Raw genomic sequence first — 15,977 nt, forward strand, 5'->3', positions numbered from 1 at the left:
GGCGATTGACCGGCCGCCGCGCCGGGCTAGGGTGCCGCCGCTCTTCGTCGGGACAGCCATGACCACCATCACTCTTCGACTTGGCCTGATCGCCTGCGGCCTGCTGTCCGTGACGGCCTGCTCCCGCTCCGAGCCGAAGGAGACCGGCCCGGTGGCGTTGCACGCGGGCGTGGTCGAGGACGGGCGTCGCGCCTTCGGTCAGTGCCGCAGCTGCCACGCGATCGAAGCCGGAGTGAATCGGGTCGGCCCGTCGCTCCATGCGGTGGTGGGGCGCAAGGCAGGCGGTGTCCCGGGTTATTCCTATTCAAAGGCGATGGCGGCGTCCGGCCTCGTCTGGACGGAAGAGGCGCTGGAATCCTACCTCGAGAATCCGCGCACCCACGTGCCCGGCACCAAGATGTCCTTCGCCGGCATCGACGACGCCCAGCGCCGCAAGGATGTCGTCGCCTACCTCAAGACCCTGTCCTGATGCCGCAGTTGACCCTCCGGAGGGAACGCGTCACCAAATAGGAAACCGGTGTCAGAGGCCGGGCCGGAGGACGCTGCATGACCGACCTGACCCGCCGTTTCGCGTTCAAGGGCGCGGCCGCCGGCGCATTGGCCGCAAGCCTCCCGGCCCTGCCGGTCCTCGCCCAGTCCCGCGACCAGATCGCTCCGTTTGGTCGCGAGCACGAAGACATGCAGTGGCGGCGCGGGATCGAGAACCAGCGCCGGGCGGATTTCGGTGACGGCCGCTTCCTCAATCCGATCATGTCGGGCGACCACCCGGACCCGTCGATCCTGAAAGACGGCGACGACTACTACATGACCTTCTCGTCGTTCGAGTCGGTTCCGGGCCTTGTCATCTGGCGGTCGAAGGATCTGGTGAACTGGACGCCGGTGGTTGCGGCCCTGAGGAAGAACATCGGCTCGGTCTGGGCGCCGGAACTCTGCAAGCACGGCGGCCGCTTCTATCTCTACATTCCTGCGCGGGGGCCGGAGTATCGCTCCAACTACGTGAGCTGGGCCGACAGCATCGAGGGGCCCTGGAGCGAGCCCGTCGATCTGAAGCTGCCCGACCACATCGATCCCGGTCACATCGTCGGCGAGGACGGCAAGCGCTACCTGTTCCTCAGCGGCGGGGACATGGTGCAGCTTTCGGACGACGGTCTGTCGACAGTGGGCGAGGTGCGCCACGTCTATGATCCCTGGCATTACCCGGAAGACTGGGTCGCCGAGAGCTTCTCGCCCGAGGGGCCCAAGCTGCTGAAGCGCGGCGACTGGTTCTACATGATCACCGCCGTGGGCGGCACGGCAGGCCCGCCAACGGGACATATGGTGGTGTCGGCGCGGTCGAAGTCGGTCTTCGGGCCGTGGGAGGATTGCCCCGCCAATCCGATCGTGCGTACCGTCGATGCGGCCGAGAAGTGGTGGTCGCGCGGTCACGCCACCCTGGTCGAGGGACCGGACGGGCGCTGGTGGAGCGTCTATCACGGCTATGAGAACGCCTACTGGACGCTGGGTCGCCAGACCCTGCTGGACCCGGTCGAATGGACCGAAGACGGCTGGTTCCGGATGACGGGCGGCGACCTGTCCCGGCCGATGCCCAATCCAGCGCGCACCGACCCGGCCGCGCCGCATGGCATGACGTTGTCGGATGACTTCACGACCGACAAGTTCGGCGTTCAATGGAGCTTCTACGATCCCGGCGCGGAAGAGAAGACCCGACTGTCCCGCGCGGATGGCGTTCTGACCGTTCAGGCCAAGGGGACGGCGCCGAAGGATTGTTCGCCCCTCACCTTTGTGCAGGGCGACCTGGGCTATGAAATCGAGGCTGAGATCGAGATCGATCCGGGCTGCACCGCCGGCTTCGTCCTGTTCTATGACCGGGCCCTCTATGCAGGCCTTGGCTTCGACGAGTCCCGGTTTGTGACGCATCAGTACGGGATGGAGCGGGGGCGTCCCGCCAACCCGCACGGGCGCCGCCTGCATCTGCGGATGACCAATGACCGCAATGTCGTGTGGTTTCACACCAGCGCGGACGGCCAGACCTGGCGCCGGTTTGATCGCCAGATGGAAGTGTCGGGCTATCACCACAACGTTCGTGGCGGCTTCATGATGTTGAGGCCCGGGCTCTACTCGGCAGGGCAGGGCGCCGCCCGTTTTCGGAACTTCAAATACCGCGCGCTCTGAAACGGCACAGCTCGTTAACCAAGGTGAACGGCGTTCGATCTGACGCCGGATCAAGTTGCGCGTCCCAAGCGTCGCAATAACGGGCTCGGGAAATCGTCAGTTCTGGTCAGTTGACGCGGGGTCCCTCGGGAGCCCGGCCATCGCAATCGGCTGATTTCGGCCCGCGAACGCTGGGAACACGGCGTTCTTCAAGGCGCGCCCGGCACTGAATACATGAATCTTTCGGCCATATTGCACTGTGCTCGCCAAAGGATTATGAGTCCGCCCGTTAAGAGTTTCTTAATCATTTCCTTCAGCCGCCTGTCCCGATTTGGGATGGCACGGGTCTTGAAGAGCTCGAGGCGAACGAAACGGGGCGGACACGGGGTCTGGACACAGTAGAGGCGAAAAGCCCGGGGCTAACCGCCCGGTCCAGTTAAGCATCTGAACAGTAATGATTACAGCGTGATCTTGGCCTGACGGGCCAAGGACGTGAGTGACGTGTGTGGTTTGGGCGACTCGCTTGAAACGCGTCTGTCGTTCGCCTGTAAGGTGAAGCTTGTTGTCTTGAAATCTACTGCGCCCAGTTTGAGGGCGCGCCGGACCCGGGGCGGTCCATTCGGGGAGGAACGATGATGGAGAGCTCGATGCGCGCTGGTCTCGCCGCCGCCATGCTGTCCGTCGTTTTCGCTGGTCAGGCGTCGGCGCTGGAACGTCCGCTTCCGACCCCCAACGACCGCACGGACATCACTTATGAAGTGACCGGCGTCATCTCGCCTCGCTGCGCGATCGATCAGGAAAGCCATCAGGCCTCGTTCGGCCAGATCCTCGATCAGCAGACAGGCGGAAATGTCGCCCGCCAGATCGACCTGTCCTTCTCGATCGACTGCAACTCGCCCTTCCAACTCCGGATGGAGTCCCAGAACGGCGGACTGTCGACGGACATGCAGGGCGCCGCGGTCTTCCGTCGCCTGATTCCGTACCAAGCCGCCCTGACCGTGGATGGCCGCCGCCGCGGGCTGGAATGCACCAGCACCCAGATGGCCGCGAGCGGCCGGGACGGCTGCAACGTCAAGTTCACCGCCGAGCGTGGCGCGAGAAACGCCGCCGGCGCCCTTCAACTTTCACTGGATGCGAGCCCCGCCCCGCTGCTGGCGGGTCGCTATCAGGACCGAATAGTCGTGCAAATCTCGCCGCTTGTTGGGGGTGACCGCGACTAGATCATGACGACGGCACTCACGCCGCCGCCATCTTGGGGCGACCCGCCCCGCACTGGAGAGATCCTTTCCGGGTCTCATTTTTGGAGAGAAGTACCATGAAGAAGTTCCTGCTCGCGGGCGCCGCTATCGCCCTGATCGCTGGTCCGGCTGCCGCTCAAGACTGGCAAGCCCAATCCTATGGCAACGACGGCGCCGCCTGGTGGGCCGTTGGCGCTGACGTCGACACCTTCTGCAAGCTGAACGCAGCGGCTCCGTCGATCAACGCCTACCGCTCGACCGCGACCCCCGGTCCGAACGGCCAGGGTGGCTCGGCTGCGAACAATGACGGCACCCTGCTGCTCGACATCCAGGAGCCGGCGACCAATACGATCCAGAACGCCTCGGCGTTCATCGTTTACGCCAACTCGCAGTGCAACACGACCTTCACTGTCACCGGCAACTCGCTGAACGGCGGCCTGCTCAACACCGAGACTACAACGACCGACACCGATTTTGTAGCTCTGGTGCCGTATAACGTTGGCGTCGAATTCGGTGCCCAGAACACCGGTGGCGCTGCCGCCGTTGGCAACTTCAGCCTCAACTGGACCCCGCAGCAAGCGACGGCCGGCGACTTCCGCTTCTCGGTTGACGTCCCCGCCGCCAACCGCCTGCTGCTGGAAGGCGAGTACAAGGACTTCCTGAAGGTCACGATGACTCCGGCCGCCTAAGGCGTCCTGAACCCAGGCTACCGCAGGGCCCGGCCCATAAGGCCGGGCCCTGTTTCTTTTTTGTTATCGGTTTCGAAAGTCCCGACAGCCCAGATTTCAGGGTCGTTCGGATGGGGGAATAAATGCGTAAGTCTCTGTGGGGCAGGATTCTGGCCGCAGCCGCGATGGGCGCAGTGCTGATGGCCACGCCCGCCAGCGCCTTGCTGGTCCAGCCGGTCTATCTGGACATGCGCGCCACGGGTGTCCGGTCCAACGCCGGCCTGCGCGTCGTCAATGATCGCAATCGTCCGGTGTCGGTCGAGGTGACCGTCAACACACTGGACCTCCCCGAGCGCGGCGCCCCTGTCTATACGCCTGTCGAGGGCGAGGACTTCCTGATCTTCCCCGCCGTCGCGAATATTCCGCCCAACGGCACCCAGATATTCCGTGTACGGTGGATCGGCGATCCAGGCCTCGCCGAAAGCAAGATGTTCGCCCTTACCACCAGCGAGTTGCCACTCGAATCCGAGGCTGAGGGCCGAGCTTCGCTGCAGCTCCTGTACGCCATTCAGACCATCGTTGGTATCGGACCCGCGAACGGGCGTGCCGATATCGAGGCCGTCAGCGCCGAGCGGGGGACCAATGATGCGGGCGTGGCCGGCGTCCGCGTCCTGTTCCGTAACGAAGGCAATCTGCACGGTCAGGTCAACGCCGCCACGATCACCGTCCGCAGTGGCGACTGGTCCCGGGACTTCGAGCCCGGCGAGGTCGCCAACGCCGTCGGTCTGGGCCTTGTGCCGAGCAACGGTCAGCGGTGGATGTTCCTGCCGGCGGACAATGTGCCGGCGACCGGTGATCTGACTGTCACCGCAGACGTGCCACGGAGGCCGTAGCACCATGGTCCGGGGGGTCTTGAGAACAGTATCGGCGTCGACCTTGATCGCCGCGCTCTGGCTCGCGCCGAACGCGGGTCTGGCGGAAACCGTGTCCTATATGCTGAACGTGGACGAGCCGATCGTCACGGCGCCGCGCGTCGCAGAAGGCCGGATCAACACATCCGGACAGTCGATCGAACTGGTCGTCCCCCTGCGCGAACGGGGGCCGCTGGGTCAGGTGTCGGTGCTCATCGGTTCGGATGACGCGGTGAAGGTGCGCGGCGCGGACCTGATCGGCCTCGTATCCCGGATCGTCACGCCGGCGGCGGTCGAACAACTCCGCAGCATTGTCGATGCAGACGGCTACATTTCGCCGGCGGCTGCACGCACCATCGGCTTCGACCTGACGTTCGACCCGGCCCTGCTCGATCTCGCGGTCTCGATCCCGGTGGAAGCGCGCCAGCGTCAGACCCTCGGGCTCGGCTTTGACTCCAGCGTGATCAATCCGACGCCGAGCGCGGACCCGGAACCGTTTTCGCTCTATCTGAACTATCGCGCGTCGCTGGATTACGTGCATGTGTCGGAAGGCGGCCGCGAGGAAGGCCTGCGGGCGCCGCGCTTCGATATCGACCTGAACGGCACCGTCGGGAAGGTCGCTTTCGAGAACCTTCTGACCGTTGATCCGGATGCGGACGAAGAGGTTCAGCGCAACGCCTCGCGCCTGATCTACGATCAGCCGGACAAGATCCTGCGCTGGACGGTCGGCGACCTTTTCCCTGAAGGCACCTCGTTCCAGAGCGCTCCCGACATCGCGGGTCTGAGCGTCCAGCGGCTGTACAGCCTGTCGCCCAGCGACCGGTTCGTGGCGTCGCGGTCGTCGCGGACGATCACCCTGCGCGAAGAGTCCAACATCGAGATCCGGGTCAACGGCGCGCTCGCCCGCACCCTGACCCTCGCTCCCGGCACCTACGACCTGCGCGACCTGCCCCTGACCCAGGGCGCAAACGCGGTCGAGATCGTGATCGAGAGCCTGTCCGGGCAGCGCGAAGTCATCCTGTTCGACTTCTTCAGCGACAACACCCTGCTGGCGCCCGGCATCGACGAATTCTACGCCGGCGTCGGCATCCAGGCGCCGCGCGAGGCGGGCCGGATCGACTATCAGGAAGAGGAGCCGGTCTTCTCAGGTTTCTATCGCCGCGGCATCACCGAACAGATCACTCTCGGCGCCAATGCGCAGGCCACGCAGGACGCCCAGCTTGTGGGCGGCGAGATGGTCTATGGCGGCCCGTGGGGTCTGACGGCGCTGGATATCGCCTTCAGCAACCGCGACGAGGGCTCGGGCTATGCCGCCCGTGTCGAGCACCGCCTGTCACGTGAAGTGCCGCAACTGGCGGGCCGCGAGACCTTCGACGTCTCGGTCGAAACACGCAGTCAGGACTTCGCCGCGATCGAGAACCTCGGCGGCGTCGACAACTACCGGCTCCAGATCGCGGCGCGTTATGCGCGGCCGTTCACCGAGACCCTGTCGGGCTCGATCGGCGGCGACTACGCCGTTGGTCGCGATCAGCTGGAAGACCGTTATGGCGCTTCGGCGTTCGCGTCCTGGCGCGTGAACTACGACACCTTGGTCAACTTCGGCGTCACCTACGCCAGCAACTCGCTGGTGGGCGCCGAGACCAACGTGTTCATCAACCTGACGCGCCGTTTCGGATCGCGGTCGACCCTGTCGGTTGGCGCGGAAAGCCAGAACGGGCTGCTGCGGGCCGGTTATTCCCGGGCGCCGGAAAGAATGCTCAACGACTGGGGCTTCAGCGCCGACGTCACGCGGACAGACGACGCCTTCGGCTTCAACGGCGCCGCCACCTACACGACCAACCGCGGCGACTTCGAAGTCGACCACTTCACCGTCTTCGACGATGCGCGCGGGGACATCAGTTCCCAGCAGACGTCGCTGCGCGCCTATGGTTCGATCGCCATGGCCGGATCGAAGGTTGGCGTCGGCCGTCGGATCTACGACAGCTTCGCGCTGGTCGACGGTCACCCGACTCTCGAAGGCCGCCGCGTCCTGATCCGGGGCGTCGAGGCGATTGAGGAAAGCGCCTATTCCGACGGCTTCGGCCCGGCGGTGGTGCCGATCGGCTCCTACTATCCGCAGACCGTGCCCTACGACGTCGAGAACCTGCCGCTCGGTTACGACCTCGGCTCGGGGCTGTTCCAGCTGTTGCCGCGCTTCCACTCCGGATACGCGCTGACGGTCGGCTCAGCCTACAACGTCACGGCATCCGGCCAGATGGTCGATCCGCAGGCCTTCCCCGTCTCGCTTCGGACCGGTGAGGCGGTCAGTCTGGATGACCCGAACGCGCCGAAGGCGGAGGTGGTCACCAACCGCTCCGGCCGGTTCGCGGTCAGCGGCCTGGCGCCCGGTCGCTGGAGGATCACCCTGCGCGGCGATCCGGCGCTGGTCTATGATATCGTTGTTCCGGAAGGTAATTTGTTCCGTGCAGGGACGATCAGTCCCTCGTCGGGAAGGAGGGTTCCATGAGCCTGTCTAAAACCGTTCTCGCCGCCGCCTCGATCTGGGCGCTTGCCGGGGCTGCCAACGCCGCCTGCGAGCTGAAGTCGATCAACGTCCCGTCGGACGGCGTCGTCATCCGCTACGACCCGTTCGATCAGGACGAGACCCGCGTCGAGGTGCCGATCCGTCTGCGCGCCGACGATTGCCGCGACGCCCGTTTCGAACTGGCCATCTCGCCCCTGGTCAACAGTCAGGGGCCTGGGCAGACCCTGCGCGCCTCGGATGGTTCGAGGACGATCGATGTCCGGCTGCTGTCTCAGGGCGGCGAGGCCCGGGTGGTCAACAACCCCATCAACGCCTTCAACTCGCCGGCTCCGGCCGGGCGGGTGACGGGGGCAGGGACCGTCAGCGGCCAGCCGCTGCGTGTGGCGCTGACCTATGGGCAGGTGGTGGCTCCGGGGCGGTATCGTGCCGAAGCGACCCTGTTCGCCCGCGTCATCGACGGCGACGGTCGGGCAGGTCAGCCGGTTGAAACCCGCTTCTACGTGGATGTCGATGTCCAGCCGTCGTTCCGTCTGGCGGCTGGCGTGGATCGTCGTCTGTTCCTCGGCGAGCTGGCCGAAGGCGTTCAGAGCGACCCCGTCAACTTCAACGCCTTCTCGAACATCGGTTACGACCTCAGCGTCCGCTCGTACCACGACTGGCGCATGACGCTGAACGGATCGCTCAGGGATGAGGCGCCCGGCGTGCCGTATGAGGTGACGCTGTCGGGACAGACCGTGAGCCGGTCTTCATCGGACGCCGTGGTGCGGTTCGCGACCCCGCCTCAAGATGGGGTCCGCAATCACCGGCTTCGCGCAAAGGCCCTGGCCTTCTCGCCGCAGCCCGCGGGCACCTATCGCGACTGGATCACGATCGAGATCAAACCCCGCGCCTAGAGCGGGGAGATCGACACCCGCATGAAGACGGGTGCGTCGGCGACGTTCAGCGACGCATTGCGCAGACGCCAGGCGCTGGTCTTGGCGCGCGCCATGCCCGAGACAACCTTCGCCTTGCCGCCGGTGTCGACCGTGGTCGTTTCACCGCCGTGCTCGAGATCACCGCCGACGACGTTCAGCAGCTCGACATTGATCGAGTAGCCGCCGCGGGTATTGCAGACCTCGCGGACCTGTCCCAGTTCGACGGCGCCGTTGACGACCGACAGGGCCATCGCTTCGTTCACTTCGGACTGGATCCGGCAGAACGGCTCGACCTGCGCCCGCAGGTGGAAACCGATCGAGGACCCGTCCGCAGCGCTGGCGGCGGTCGGGATCGCGCACAGTCCGGCGAGGCCGGCGGCGGCGATCGTGAAACGGGCAAGCTTCGGCATGAACATCGGGGTCGCCTTCTGCGTGTTGCAGGGTGACCCTACCGATCAAGATTTAAGGTTGGGCGAGCAGACAGGCTTAGCCGGAGGTGAACGTTCCGGTAAGGCGACACCGCCGCTTAACCACGCTGCTGGAGATGAGGAAGTGGCGCACCCGAGAGGATTCGAACCTCTGACCCCTGCCTTCGGAGGGCAGTACTCTATCCAGCTGAGCTACGGGTGCGTCTGACGGCCTTGACCGGAGGAACGCCTCTACAGCAGGACCGGGCGCGCCTCAATCCCGGAATGCAGGCGGGCGGATGTCAGGCTGCAGCCACGGTCAGCGGCATCAGCAGATCGACCCTGAAGCCGCCGGCGCCCGGACCGGCCTCCATGGTGGTGTCGGCTCCGAACAGGGTCTCGAGACGGCGACGTACGATGGACAACCCTCGCCCTGTGCCCGCGGAAACCGGCGGGGCGTCCGTACCCGTGTCCTGCACCGTCAGCCGCAACTGATCGGCTTCACGCTTCGCACTCACCGTCACGAAGGCGGAGCCCCGGGAAGGATGAACCGCGTATTTCAGGGCGTTCTCCACCAGCGGCTGAAGGATCAGCTGGGGCACGGCCGCATCGGCCAGTTCTTCAGGACACTGGATACGGATGTCAGGGGTTCGCGCGAAACGTACGGCCTCGATAGCCGCATAGGCTTGGATCAGCTCGATCTCCTGTGCGAGCGGGATCAGGCCGGTGTCGGTGCTTTCCAGGCAGGCCCGGATGTAGACGGACAGACGTTCAAGCAGGGTTTCGGCGTCAGCGTTGCGGCCGGACAGCACAAGGGAAGACAGGCCATTCAGCGTGTTAAACAGCATATGGGGGTTAAGCTCGTTGTTCAGCGCCTCCATCCGGGCCGTTCGCGCCGCCTCGCGCGCTTCCTCCGCCCGGCGGGCGTTCCGCGCCGCCCGATCCAGGGCGGCGATCAGTTCGAAGATCAGGCACTGGATGGCGAAAACCCAGATGTAGATCGAGGTGTTCAGGGCGATGGCCCGGCCGAACTCCCCGGTCGGCGCCTCATTGAAAGCGGCGCGGACGAGTTCGTAATACAGCTGGTCCACCACGGCTTGAAACAGGACGATCATTAGCACGATCGGCGTCATTCTCAGCCAGCGCCCGGCGAGCGACAGCCGCTCGAACCGGATGATGCCGGCCTGCATGACCAGTGACAGCAGAACGCCGCTGACCGGTACGCCGGCCAGATAGCTCCACATCCAGAGGGGCAAGCCCCGATTGCCGAAAATTCCGGCGATAGACGCAAACGCCGCCATGGTGGCGAGCCAGAGCCCCACCGTGATCAGGAAGACTTGTTTGCGATCCACGCGGCGACCCCGTTTACGTCAGCCTAGCCGGGAGCGGGTCTCGAAAAAATGGCAGAAAGATTTCCGAATGGCTACTGTCACGCTCCGCCGCTGACGCCGACGAGCCCGCTTGGCGGGCGCGCCGTGACGGCCTAGCGTGCCGCCGTCGCGACCGGAGGTTTCCATGCGTACGCTCGCCCTGAGCCTTGTCTGTTTTCTCGGCGCCTGCGCCTCCACATCGGCCGTGGGTCAGGCGCCCGCTTCCACAACGGACGATCTCGACCATGTGGCGCGCGACTACGTCATGCTGACGCTCGATATCGGCGAGCTGGAGCCGGGCTATGTCGACGCCTACTATGGTCCGGCCGAATGGCAGGCGGAAGCGAAGGCGACGAGCGAAACGCCGGCGGAGCTGAAGGCGCGCGCCGAAGGTTTGGCCGGCCGGCTGTCCGCCATCACCCCCTCCGACGACGCCGCCACTGCCCAGCGCCGCGCCTATCTGATCGCGCATGTCGACGCGGCCCGCGCGCGCCTGCGCATGCTGGCGGGCGAGAAGATGAGTTTCGCCGATGAGGCCGAAGCCCTGTTCGGCATCCGGCCCGAGTTGAAGCCCTTGAGCGACTACGACCCGGTTCTGGCCCGCATCGACACGCTACTTCCGGGCGAGGGCTCGCTGACCGACCGGGTCACCGAGTTCCGGTCCCACTATGTAATTCCGAAGGATCGGCTGCAGGCCGTCATGGACGCGGCCATCGCCGAATGCCGTCGCCGCACGCTGCAACATATCCAGTTGCCGGCGAACGAGAGCTTCACCCTCGCCTTCGTCGGCGACAAGCCGTGGTCGGGCTATAATTATTATCAGGGAAATTCGGCCTCCAAGATCGAGATCAACGCCGACTTCCCGATCTACACCGAGCGCGCGATCGATCTGGGGTGCCACGAGGGCTACCCGGGCCACCACGTCTATAATGCGCTGCTGGAAAAGACCTTCGTGCGGGATCGCGGGTGGGTGGAGATGAGCGTCTACCCGCTGTTCTCGCCCATGAGCTTCGTGGCCGAGGGCAGCGCCAACTACGGCATCGATCTGGCCTTCCCGGGCGATGAAGCGACGAAGTTCGAGCGCGAGGTGCTGTTCCCGCTGGCCGGGCTGGATCCGTCGACGGCGGAGAAGAAGGCCGAGCTGATGGCGCTGACGCGGCAGCTGGCGCGGGCGGAGTATACGATCGCCGACGACTATCTGTCCGGCCGGATCGGGCGCGACGCGGCGATCGAGCAGTTGATGAAATACACGCTGGCGGATCGCGCCAAGGCGACGCAGCGGCTGCGCTTCATCGACACCTACCGTAGCTACATCATCAACTACGGTCTGGGCCGCGACGTGGTGCAGGCATGGGTCGAGCGTCAGGGCTCGGACCACTGGGGCGGCATGGAGACCTTGCTGTCCAGCCAGATCCTGCCGGTTAATCTGGTCGACTGACGCGTCGGCCGGATCACTGGGCGGTCATGCCGCCGTCGATCCTGAATTCCGAGCCCGTGACGAACTTCGACTCGTCCGACGCCAGATAGAGCACGCAGTAAGCCACGTCGTCCGGCTCGCCGATGCGCTTCAGCGGGATGCCCCGACTGAGGCGTTCGTGCGCCTTGGCCTCGTCGCCGGCGGCCATGGCGACGAACGGATCGAGGATCGGCGTCTTGATGAAGACCGGGTGGACCGAGTTGCAGCGCACGTTCCAGTCCGCCTTTGCGGCCTCAAGCGCCAGCGTCTTGGTGTACATCCAGACCCCGGCCTTGGTCGCGCTGTAGGCGCCCATGCCGGGAGCCGACGCCAGGCCGGCGATCGAAGAGATGTTGATGATCGACGCCGGCGCGGCGTCGCGCAGATGCGGCATGGCGTATTTGCAGCCGAGCATGGCCGAGCGGAGATTGATCTCGAACTGACGCTGCCAGTTCTCGACGGTGTCTGTTTCGACGAAGGCCAGCGGCCCGCCCACTCCGGCGTTGTTCACAAGGATGGATAACGATCCCATGTCCGCGGCGGCGCGGGCGACGACTTCGGCCCACTGGTCCTCGCGGGTGACGTCATGGGCGTAGGCGAAAGCGGAGCCCGCAATCTCGGCGTTGATCGCGCCGGCCAGCTCCGTCACGCCGTCCAGGTTGACGTCGGTCAGGGCGACCTTCGCCCCCTCGCGGGCCAGCATCCAGGCCATGGCCTGTCCAAGTCCGCCCGCGGCGCCGGTAATCAGCGCCGCCTTGCCTGCGACCCGTCCCATCATTCCGCTCCCATTGATGCGGCCGCTTCGTCGATGAAGCGGGCCATGCGCAGGTCCAGTTCGGTGACCCCGCCTGCGTCGTGGGTGGTCAGCAGCACCTCGACCCGGTTGTAGACGTTCGACCACTCTGGATGATGGTCCATCTTGTCCGCGAGCAGGGCGACGCGGGTCATGAAACCGAAGGCGGCGTTGAAATCCGGGAACTTCAGGGTCCGGGAGATGGCGGGCCGGTCGCCGGGGTGGGCAGACCAATTCGGCAGGCCTTTCAGGGCTTCCGCTACGTCAATCCGATCGGCCATGGCGCTCTCCTTCGCCTCTGCCCTAGCTCGCTGTGACCAGCCTCACAAGCCGGGGAACAGCGGCGAAGCTTGGGCGTTACCGAGCGTCGCCGTTTCCTGTCGGGAGGATGTCATGGACAATCTCTGGATCGCCGCGCTGGACCCTGAGGACCGCCGTCGGATCGAACCCCATCTGCACGAGAAGCCCTTCGCTCAGGGCCAGCTGCTGTACGACGCCGGCGAGGCTGTCGACGAGGTCTGGTTTCCGCTGAACGGCGTGGTCTCGCTGATGACCCTGCTGCCCGAGGACAAGATGGTCGAGACCGCCGCCATCGGTCGCGAGGGGTTGGTTGGCGTGACCTGCGGACCGCTGAACGCCCGCGCCTCAAGCCGCGCCATCGCCCAGATCGAGGGCAGCGCCGCCTGTTGCCCGTCTGACGTCTTTTCCGACGCGCTCGCCAAGAGCGAAAGCATGCGCACTGCGCTGTCGAAGTTCACCGAAAGCCTGTTCGCCCAGATTCAACAGACCGCCGCCTGCAACGCCCAGCACAAGCTGGACGAACGGCTGGCCCGCTGGCTGCTGACCTTGCACGACCGGGCGGGCTCGGATCGCTTCGACCTGACCCAGTCCGACATCGCCGGCATGCTGGGCGTGCGTCGCGCCACTGTCAGCGAGGTCGGCTCGGAGCTCGAAGGCCGTCATCTGATCCGTCGCGGACGCGGCTGGGTCGAGGTGCTGGATCGCAAGGCGTTGGAAAGCGCGTCATGCGGTTGCTACGGCGTCATGCGTGGCGTGATGAAGGACCTCGGCGTACCCCGTCCGACCGCTGCGCACTGACATCGTCAGGCAAGGCGTCCGCGACGCCGGCGAAGGGTGACGCGGACCCGAGGACGCGTTAGACCGCGCTGCATGAGCGAACCCGCGCAAAAGACCTCTTCCTTCGGCTTCCGCGACGTCGATGCGCGCGAGAAGGTGCGGATGGTGCGCGGCGTGTTCGACAGCGTGGCGTCGAACTACGACCTGATGAACGACCTGATGAGTGCGGGCGTGCACCGCCTCTGGAAGGATGCCGCGGCGGCGAAGCTGAATGCGCGGCCGGGCGAGACCATTCTGGATGTGGCGGGCGGCACCGGCGACATGTCGCGCCGCTATTCGAAGATGGCGCGGGCGGCCCAGCAAAGGCTGGGCGGGGCCGACGCCTCGGTCATCGTGCTGGACTACAACGCCGAGATGATCATGGCCGGGGTCGACAAGGGCGGCGAACCGGAGATGAGCTGGACCGTCGGCGATGCGATGAATCTGCCGCTGCCCGACGCGTCGGTCGACGCCTACTCGATAAGCTTTGGCATACGCAATGTGGCGGATGTCGATCAGGCTCTGCGCGAGGCGCGGCGTGTGCTGAAGCCCGGCGGTCGTTTCCTGTGTCTGGAGTTCTCGCGTCCGATCGCGGGGCCGATCCGCAAGGCCTATGACGCCTGGTCCTTCCACGCCATTCCGCGCATCGGCGGCTGGGTGGCGAAGGATCGCGACAGCTATCAGTACCTCGTTGAATCCATTCGCCGCTTCCCCGACCAGCCGACCTTCAAGGGCATGATCGAGCGCGCCGGGTTCAGTCGCGTGACGGTGACCAACCTGTCGGGCGGCGTGGCGGCCATCCATCACGGGTGGGCGATCTGACTACCCGCATTGACCCCGCCACGCCTCCGCCGCCGCCGGCGACCCTGCCGGTGCGTCATCCGGTGGATTCGACCCTGCGGCTGCTGGGCTGGCTCGGCGTGCTGATCCGCCATGATGCCCTGATCCCCCGCGAGGTGACGCCCCTGCTGCCCATGTGGGTGCGCTGGATCGCCCATCTGCTGCACCTGTTCACCGGTCGTGAGGCGCGAGAGGGCCGGCCGGGTCAGCGTCTGGGCAAGGCATTCGAGCATCTGGGACCCGTGGCCATCAAGCTGGGTCAGGTGCTGGCGACCCGCGCAGACATCTTCGGCGTCGAGTTCGCCCGCGATCTCGGTCGCCTGAAGGACGCCCTGCCGGCCTTCCCGGTCGAACAGGCGCGCAAGGAGGTCGAGCGGTCGCTCGGTCGTCCGGTCGAAGCCCTGTTCATCGACTTCGGCCCGGCGGTGGCGGCTGCGTCCCTGGCGCAGGCCCATCCGGCTTATCTGGCTGACGGCCGCAAGGTGGCGGTCAAGGTGCTGCGACCCGGCGTCGAGCGGCGCGTGACGCAGGGGCTGGACGCCATGCGTCTGGCCGCCCGGCTGGCGGTCAAGTTCGTGCCTCTGGCTCGCCGACTGGAGCCCGCCGCCTTCGTCGAGACCATCGCCCGCGCCCTGCAGCTGGAGCTGGACATGCGGCTCGAGGCCGCCGCCGCCTCCGAGCTGAAGGAGATCATGGCCCGGGCCGACGATCTGGGCGGCCACATGGGCGCGCCGGCCGTCATCTGGGACGGCGTCGGCAAGCGCGTCCTGACGCTGGAATGGGCGCCGGGTCTGCCCCTGACCGACCCCGCCGCCGCCGATCAGCCAGGGCTGGACCGCAATGCGCTGGCCGACAACGTCGTGCGCGCCTTCCTCAGTCAGGCGCTGGATCACGGGACGTTCCATGCCGACCTGCATGAGGGGAACCTGTTCTGCCACGCCCCGGCCGAGCTGACCGCGATCGATTTCGGCATCGTCGGACGGCTGGGGCCGGCTGAGCGTCGCTATCTGGCCGAAATTCTGTGGGGCTTCATCAGCCGCGACTACGACCGCATCAGCCGGGTCCACTTCGAAGCCGGCTATGTGCCGCCGGAGCATTCGGTCGAGGCCTTTGCACAGGCGCTGCGGGCGGTGGGTGAACCGGTGATCGGCAAACAGGCGTCGCAGGTGTCGATGGGCCGGCTGCTGGGCCAGCTGTTCGAGATCACCGACCTGTTCGATATGCACCTGAGGCCTGAACTGATCCTGCTGCAGAAGACCATGGTCTCGGTCGAGGGCGTGGCCCGTCGTTTGAACCCGGATCATGACCTGTGGGCCGCCGCCCAGCCGGTGGTCGAGCGCTGGATCCGTCGCGAACTGGGTCCGCAGGCCCAAATCCGCGATGCGGTCGCGGAAGTCCGGTCGACTCTGAAGGCGCTGGCGAAGCTGGCCCAGAACCCTCCGGCCACCGAGCGCGTTGTGATGATCGAGCGCCGGGCGCCCGCCTGGCTGGTCGCCAGCGTGGTCGTGGGGCTCGCGGCCTCCGTAGCCGCCCTTGTTCTGTCGCTTTGGCCCTCCATCGTCTGATCGGGGCCGCCCGAGCCTCTCCGG

General features: G+C 66.0%; 15 protein-coding genes and 1 tRNA gene. 11 read left to right on the plus strand and 5 right to left on the minus strand.

Going from position 1 to position 15,977, the window contains the following annotated elements:
• Window positions 1–58 precede the first annotated feature (58 nt).
• From ACIQC9_RS14020 to ACIQC9_RS14050, 7 genes are all read left to right on the plus strand, one after another.
• On the plus strand, window positions 59–469 hold the full coding sequence (locus tag ACIQC9_RS14020) for a c-type cytochrome (protein WP_400617051.1): 411 nt from the start codon (window positions 59–61) through the stop codon (window positions 467–469).
• A gap of 77 nt (window positions 470–546) precedes the next feature.
• Window positions 547–2,172, plus strand: coding sequence for a family 43 glycosylhydrolase (locus ACIQC9_RS14025; protein WP_400617053.1), 1,626 nt, complete (start codon window positions 547–549; stop codon window positions 2,170–2,172).
• A gap of 626 nt (window positions 2,173–2,798) precedes the next feature.
• Window positions 2,799–3,371 (plus strand): hypothetical protein, encoded by a 573-nt coding sequence (locus tag ACIQC9_RS14030; protein WP_400617055.1) that lies wholly within the window; start codon window positions 2,799–2,801, stop codon window positions 3,369–3,371.
• A 95-nt stretch (window positions 3,372–3,466) separates the two neighbouring features.
• On the plus strand, window positions 3,467–4,078 hold the full coding sequence (locus ACIQC9_RS14035) for a hypothetical protein (RefSeq protein ID WP_400617057.1): 612 nt from the start codon (window positions 3,467–3,469) through the stop codon (window positions 4,076–4,078).
• A gap of 122 nt (window positions 4,079–4,200) precedes the next feature.
• Window positions 4,201–4,950, plus strand: a complete 750-nt coding sequence (locus ACIQC9_RS14040; protein ID WP_400617060.1) for a hypothetical protein — start codon at window positions 4,201–4,203, stop codon at window positions 4,948–4,950.
• Between the two features lie 43 nt (window positions 4,951–4,993).
• Window positions 4,994–7,474, plus strand: a complete 2,481-nt coding sequence (locus tag ACIQC9_RS14045) for a hypothetical protein (RefSeq protein ID WP_400617061.1) — start codon at window positions 4,994–4,996, stop codon at window positions 7,472–7,474.
• Window positions 7,471–8,385 (plus strand): hypothetical protein, encoded by a 915-nt coding sequence (locus ACIQC9_RS14050; RefSeq protein WP_400617063.1) that lies wholly within the window; start codon window positions 7,471–7,473, stop codon window positions 8,383–8,385. The genes ACIQC9_RS14045 and ACIQC9_RS14050 overlap by 4 nt, the downstream gene beginning before the upstream one ends.
• Here ACIQC9_RS14050 and ACIQC9_RS14055 read toward each other — a convergent pair.
• The 3 genes from ACIQC9_RS14055 to ACIQC9_RS14065 all read right to left on the minus strand — a co-directional run bounded on the left by ACIQC9_RS14055 (window position 8,382) and on the right by ACIQC9_RS14065 (window position 10,165).
• Window positions 8,382–8,822, minus strand: a complete 441-nt coding sequence (locus ACIQC9_RS14055) for a hypothetical protein (protein WP_400617065.1) — start codon at window positions 8,820–8,822, stop codon at window positions 8,382–8,384. The genes ACIQC9_RS14050 and ACIQC9_RS14055 overlap by 4 nt on opposite strands.
• A gap of 137 nt (window positions 8,823–8,959) precedes the next feature.
• A tRNA-Arg gene (locus ACIQC9_RS14060) sits at window positions 8,960–9,036 on the minus strand.
• Window positions 9,037–9,115: 79 nt separating this feature from the next.
• Window positions 9,116–10,165, minus strand: a complete 1,050-nt coding sequence (locus ACIQC9_RS14065) for a sensor histidine kinase (protein WP_400617066.1) — start codon at window positions 10,163–10,165, stop codon at window positions 9,116–9,118.
• Between the two features lie 163 nt (window positions 10,166–10,328).
• Between ACIQC9_RS14065 and ACIQC9_RS14070 the strand changes: the two genes are divergently transcribed.
• Entirely contained in the window at window positions 10,329–11,621 is a 1,293-nt protein-coding gene (locus ACIQC9_RS14070; protein WP_400617068.1) for a hypothetical protein, read from the plus strand.
• A gap of 13 nt (window positions 11,622–11,634) precedes the next feature.
• Here ACIQC9_RS14070 and ACIQC9_RS14075 read toward each other — a convergent pair whose 3' ends face one another.
• Both ACIQC9_RS14075 and ACIQC9_RS14080 read right to left on the minus strand, forming a co-directional pair.
• Window positions 11,635–12,417, minus strand: coding sequence for an SDR family oxidoreductase (locus ACIQC9_RS14075; RefSeq protein ID WP_400617070.1), 783 nt, complete (start codon window positions 12,415–12,417; stop codon window positions 11,635–11,637).
• The gene (locus ACIQC9_RS14080) at window positions 12,414–12,713 is read right to left on the minus strand and encodes a 4a-hydroxytetrahydrobiopterin dehydratase (RefSeq protein ID WP_400617072.1); all 300 of its coding nucleotides are present in this window, start codon (window positions 12,711–12,713) and stop codon (window positions 12,414–12,416) included. The genes ACIQC9_RS14075 and ACIQC9_RS14080 overlap by 4 nt, the downstream gene beginning before the upstream one ends.
• A gap of 112 nt (window positions 12,714–12,825) precedes the next feature.
• Between ACIQC9_RS14080 and ACIQC9_RS14085 the strand changes: the two genes are divergently transcribed.
• The 3 genes from ACIQC9_RS14085 to ubiB all read left to right on the plus strand — a co-directional run bounded on the left by ACIQC9_RS14085 (window position 12,826) and on the right by ubiB (window position 15,953).
• Window positions 12,826–13,530, plus strand: coding sequence for a Crp/Fnr family transcriptional regulator (locus tag ACIQC9_RS14085; RefSeq protein ID WP_400617073.1), 705 nt, complete (start codon window positions 12,826–12,828; stop codon window positions 13,528–13,530).
• Window positions 13,531–13,602: 72 nt separating this feature from the next.
• A complete protein-coding gene (locus tag ACIQC9_RS14090) occupies window positions 13,603–14,370 on the plus strand; it encodes a class I SAM-dependent methyltransferase (protein ID WP_400617075.1) in 768 nt (255 codons plus the stop codon).
• The gene (gene ubiB / locus ACIQC9_RS14095; protein WP_400617077.1) at window positions 14,358–15,953 is read left to right on the plus strand and encodes a 2-polyprenylphenol 6-hydroxylase; all 1,596 of its coding nucleotides are present in this window, start codon (window positions 14,358–14,360) and stop codon (window positions 15,951–15,953) included. The genes ACIQC9_RS14090 and ubiB overlap by 13 nt, the downstream gene beginning before the upstream one ends.
• The last annotated feature ends 24 nt before the right edge of the window (window positions 15,954–15,977 follow it).

The organism is Brevundimonas sp. NPDC092305 (assembly GCF_044755415.1).
In the GTDB taxonomy this organism is placed as follows: domain Bacteria; phylum Pseudomonadota; class Alphaproteobacteria; order Caulobacterales; family Caulobacteraceae; genus Brevundimonas.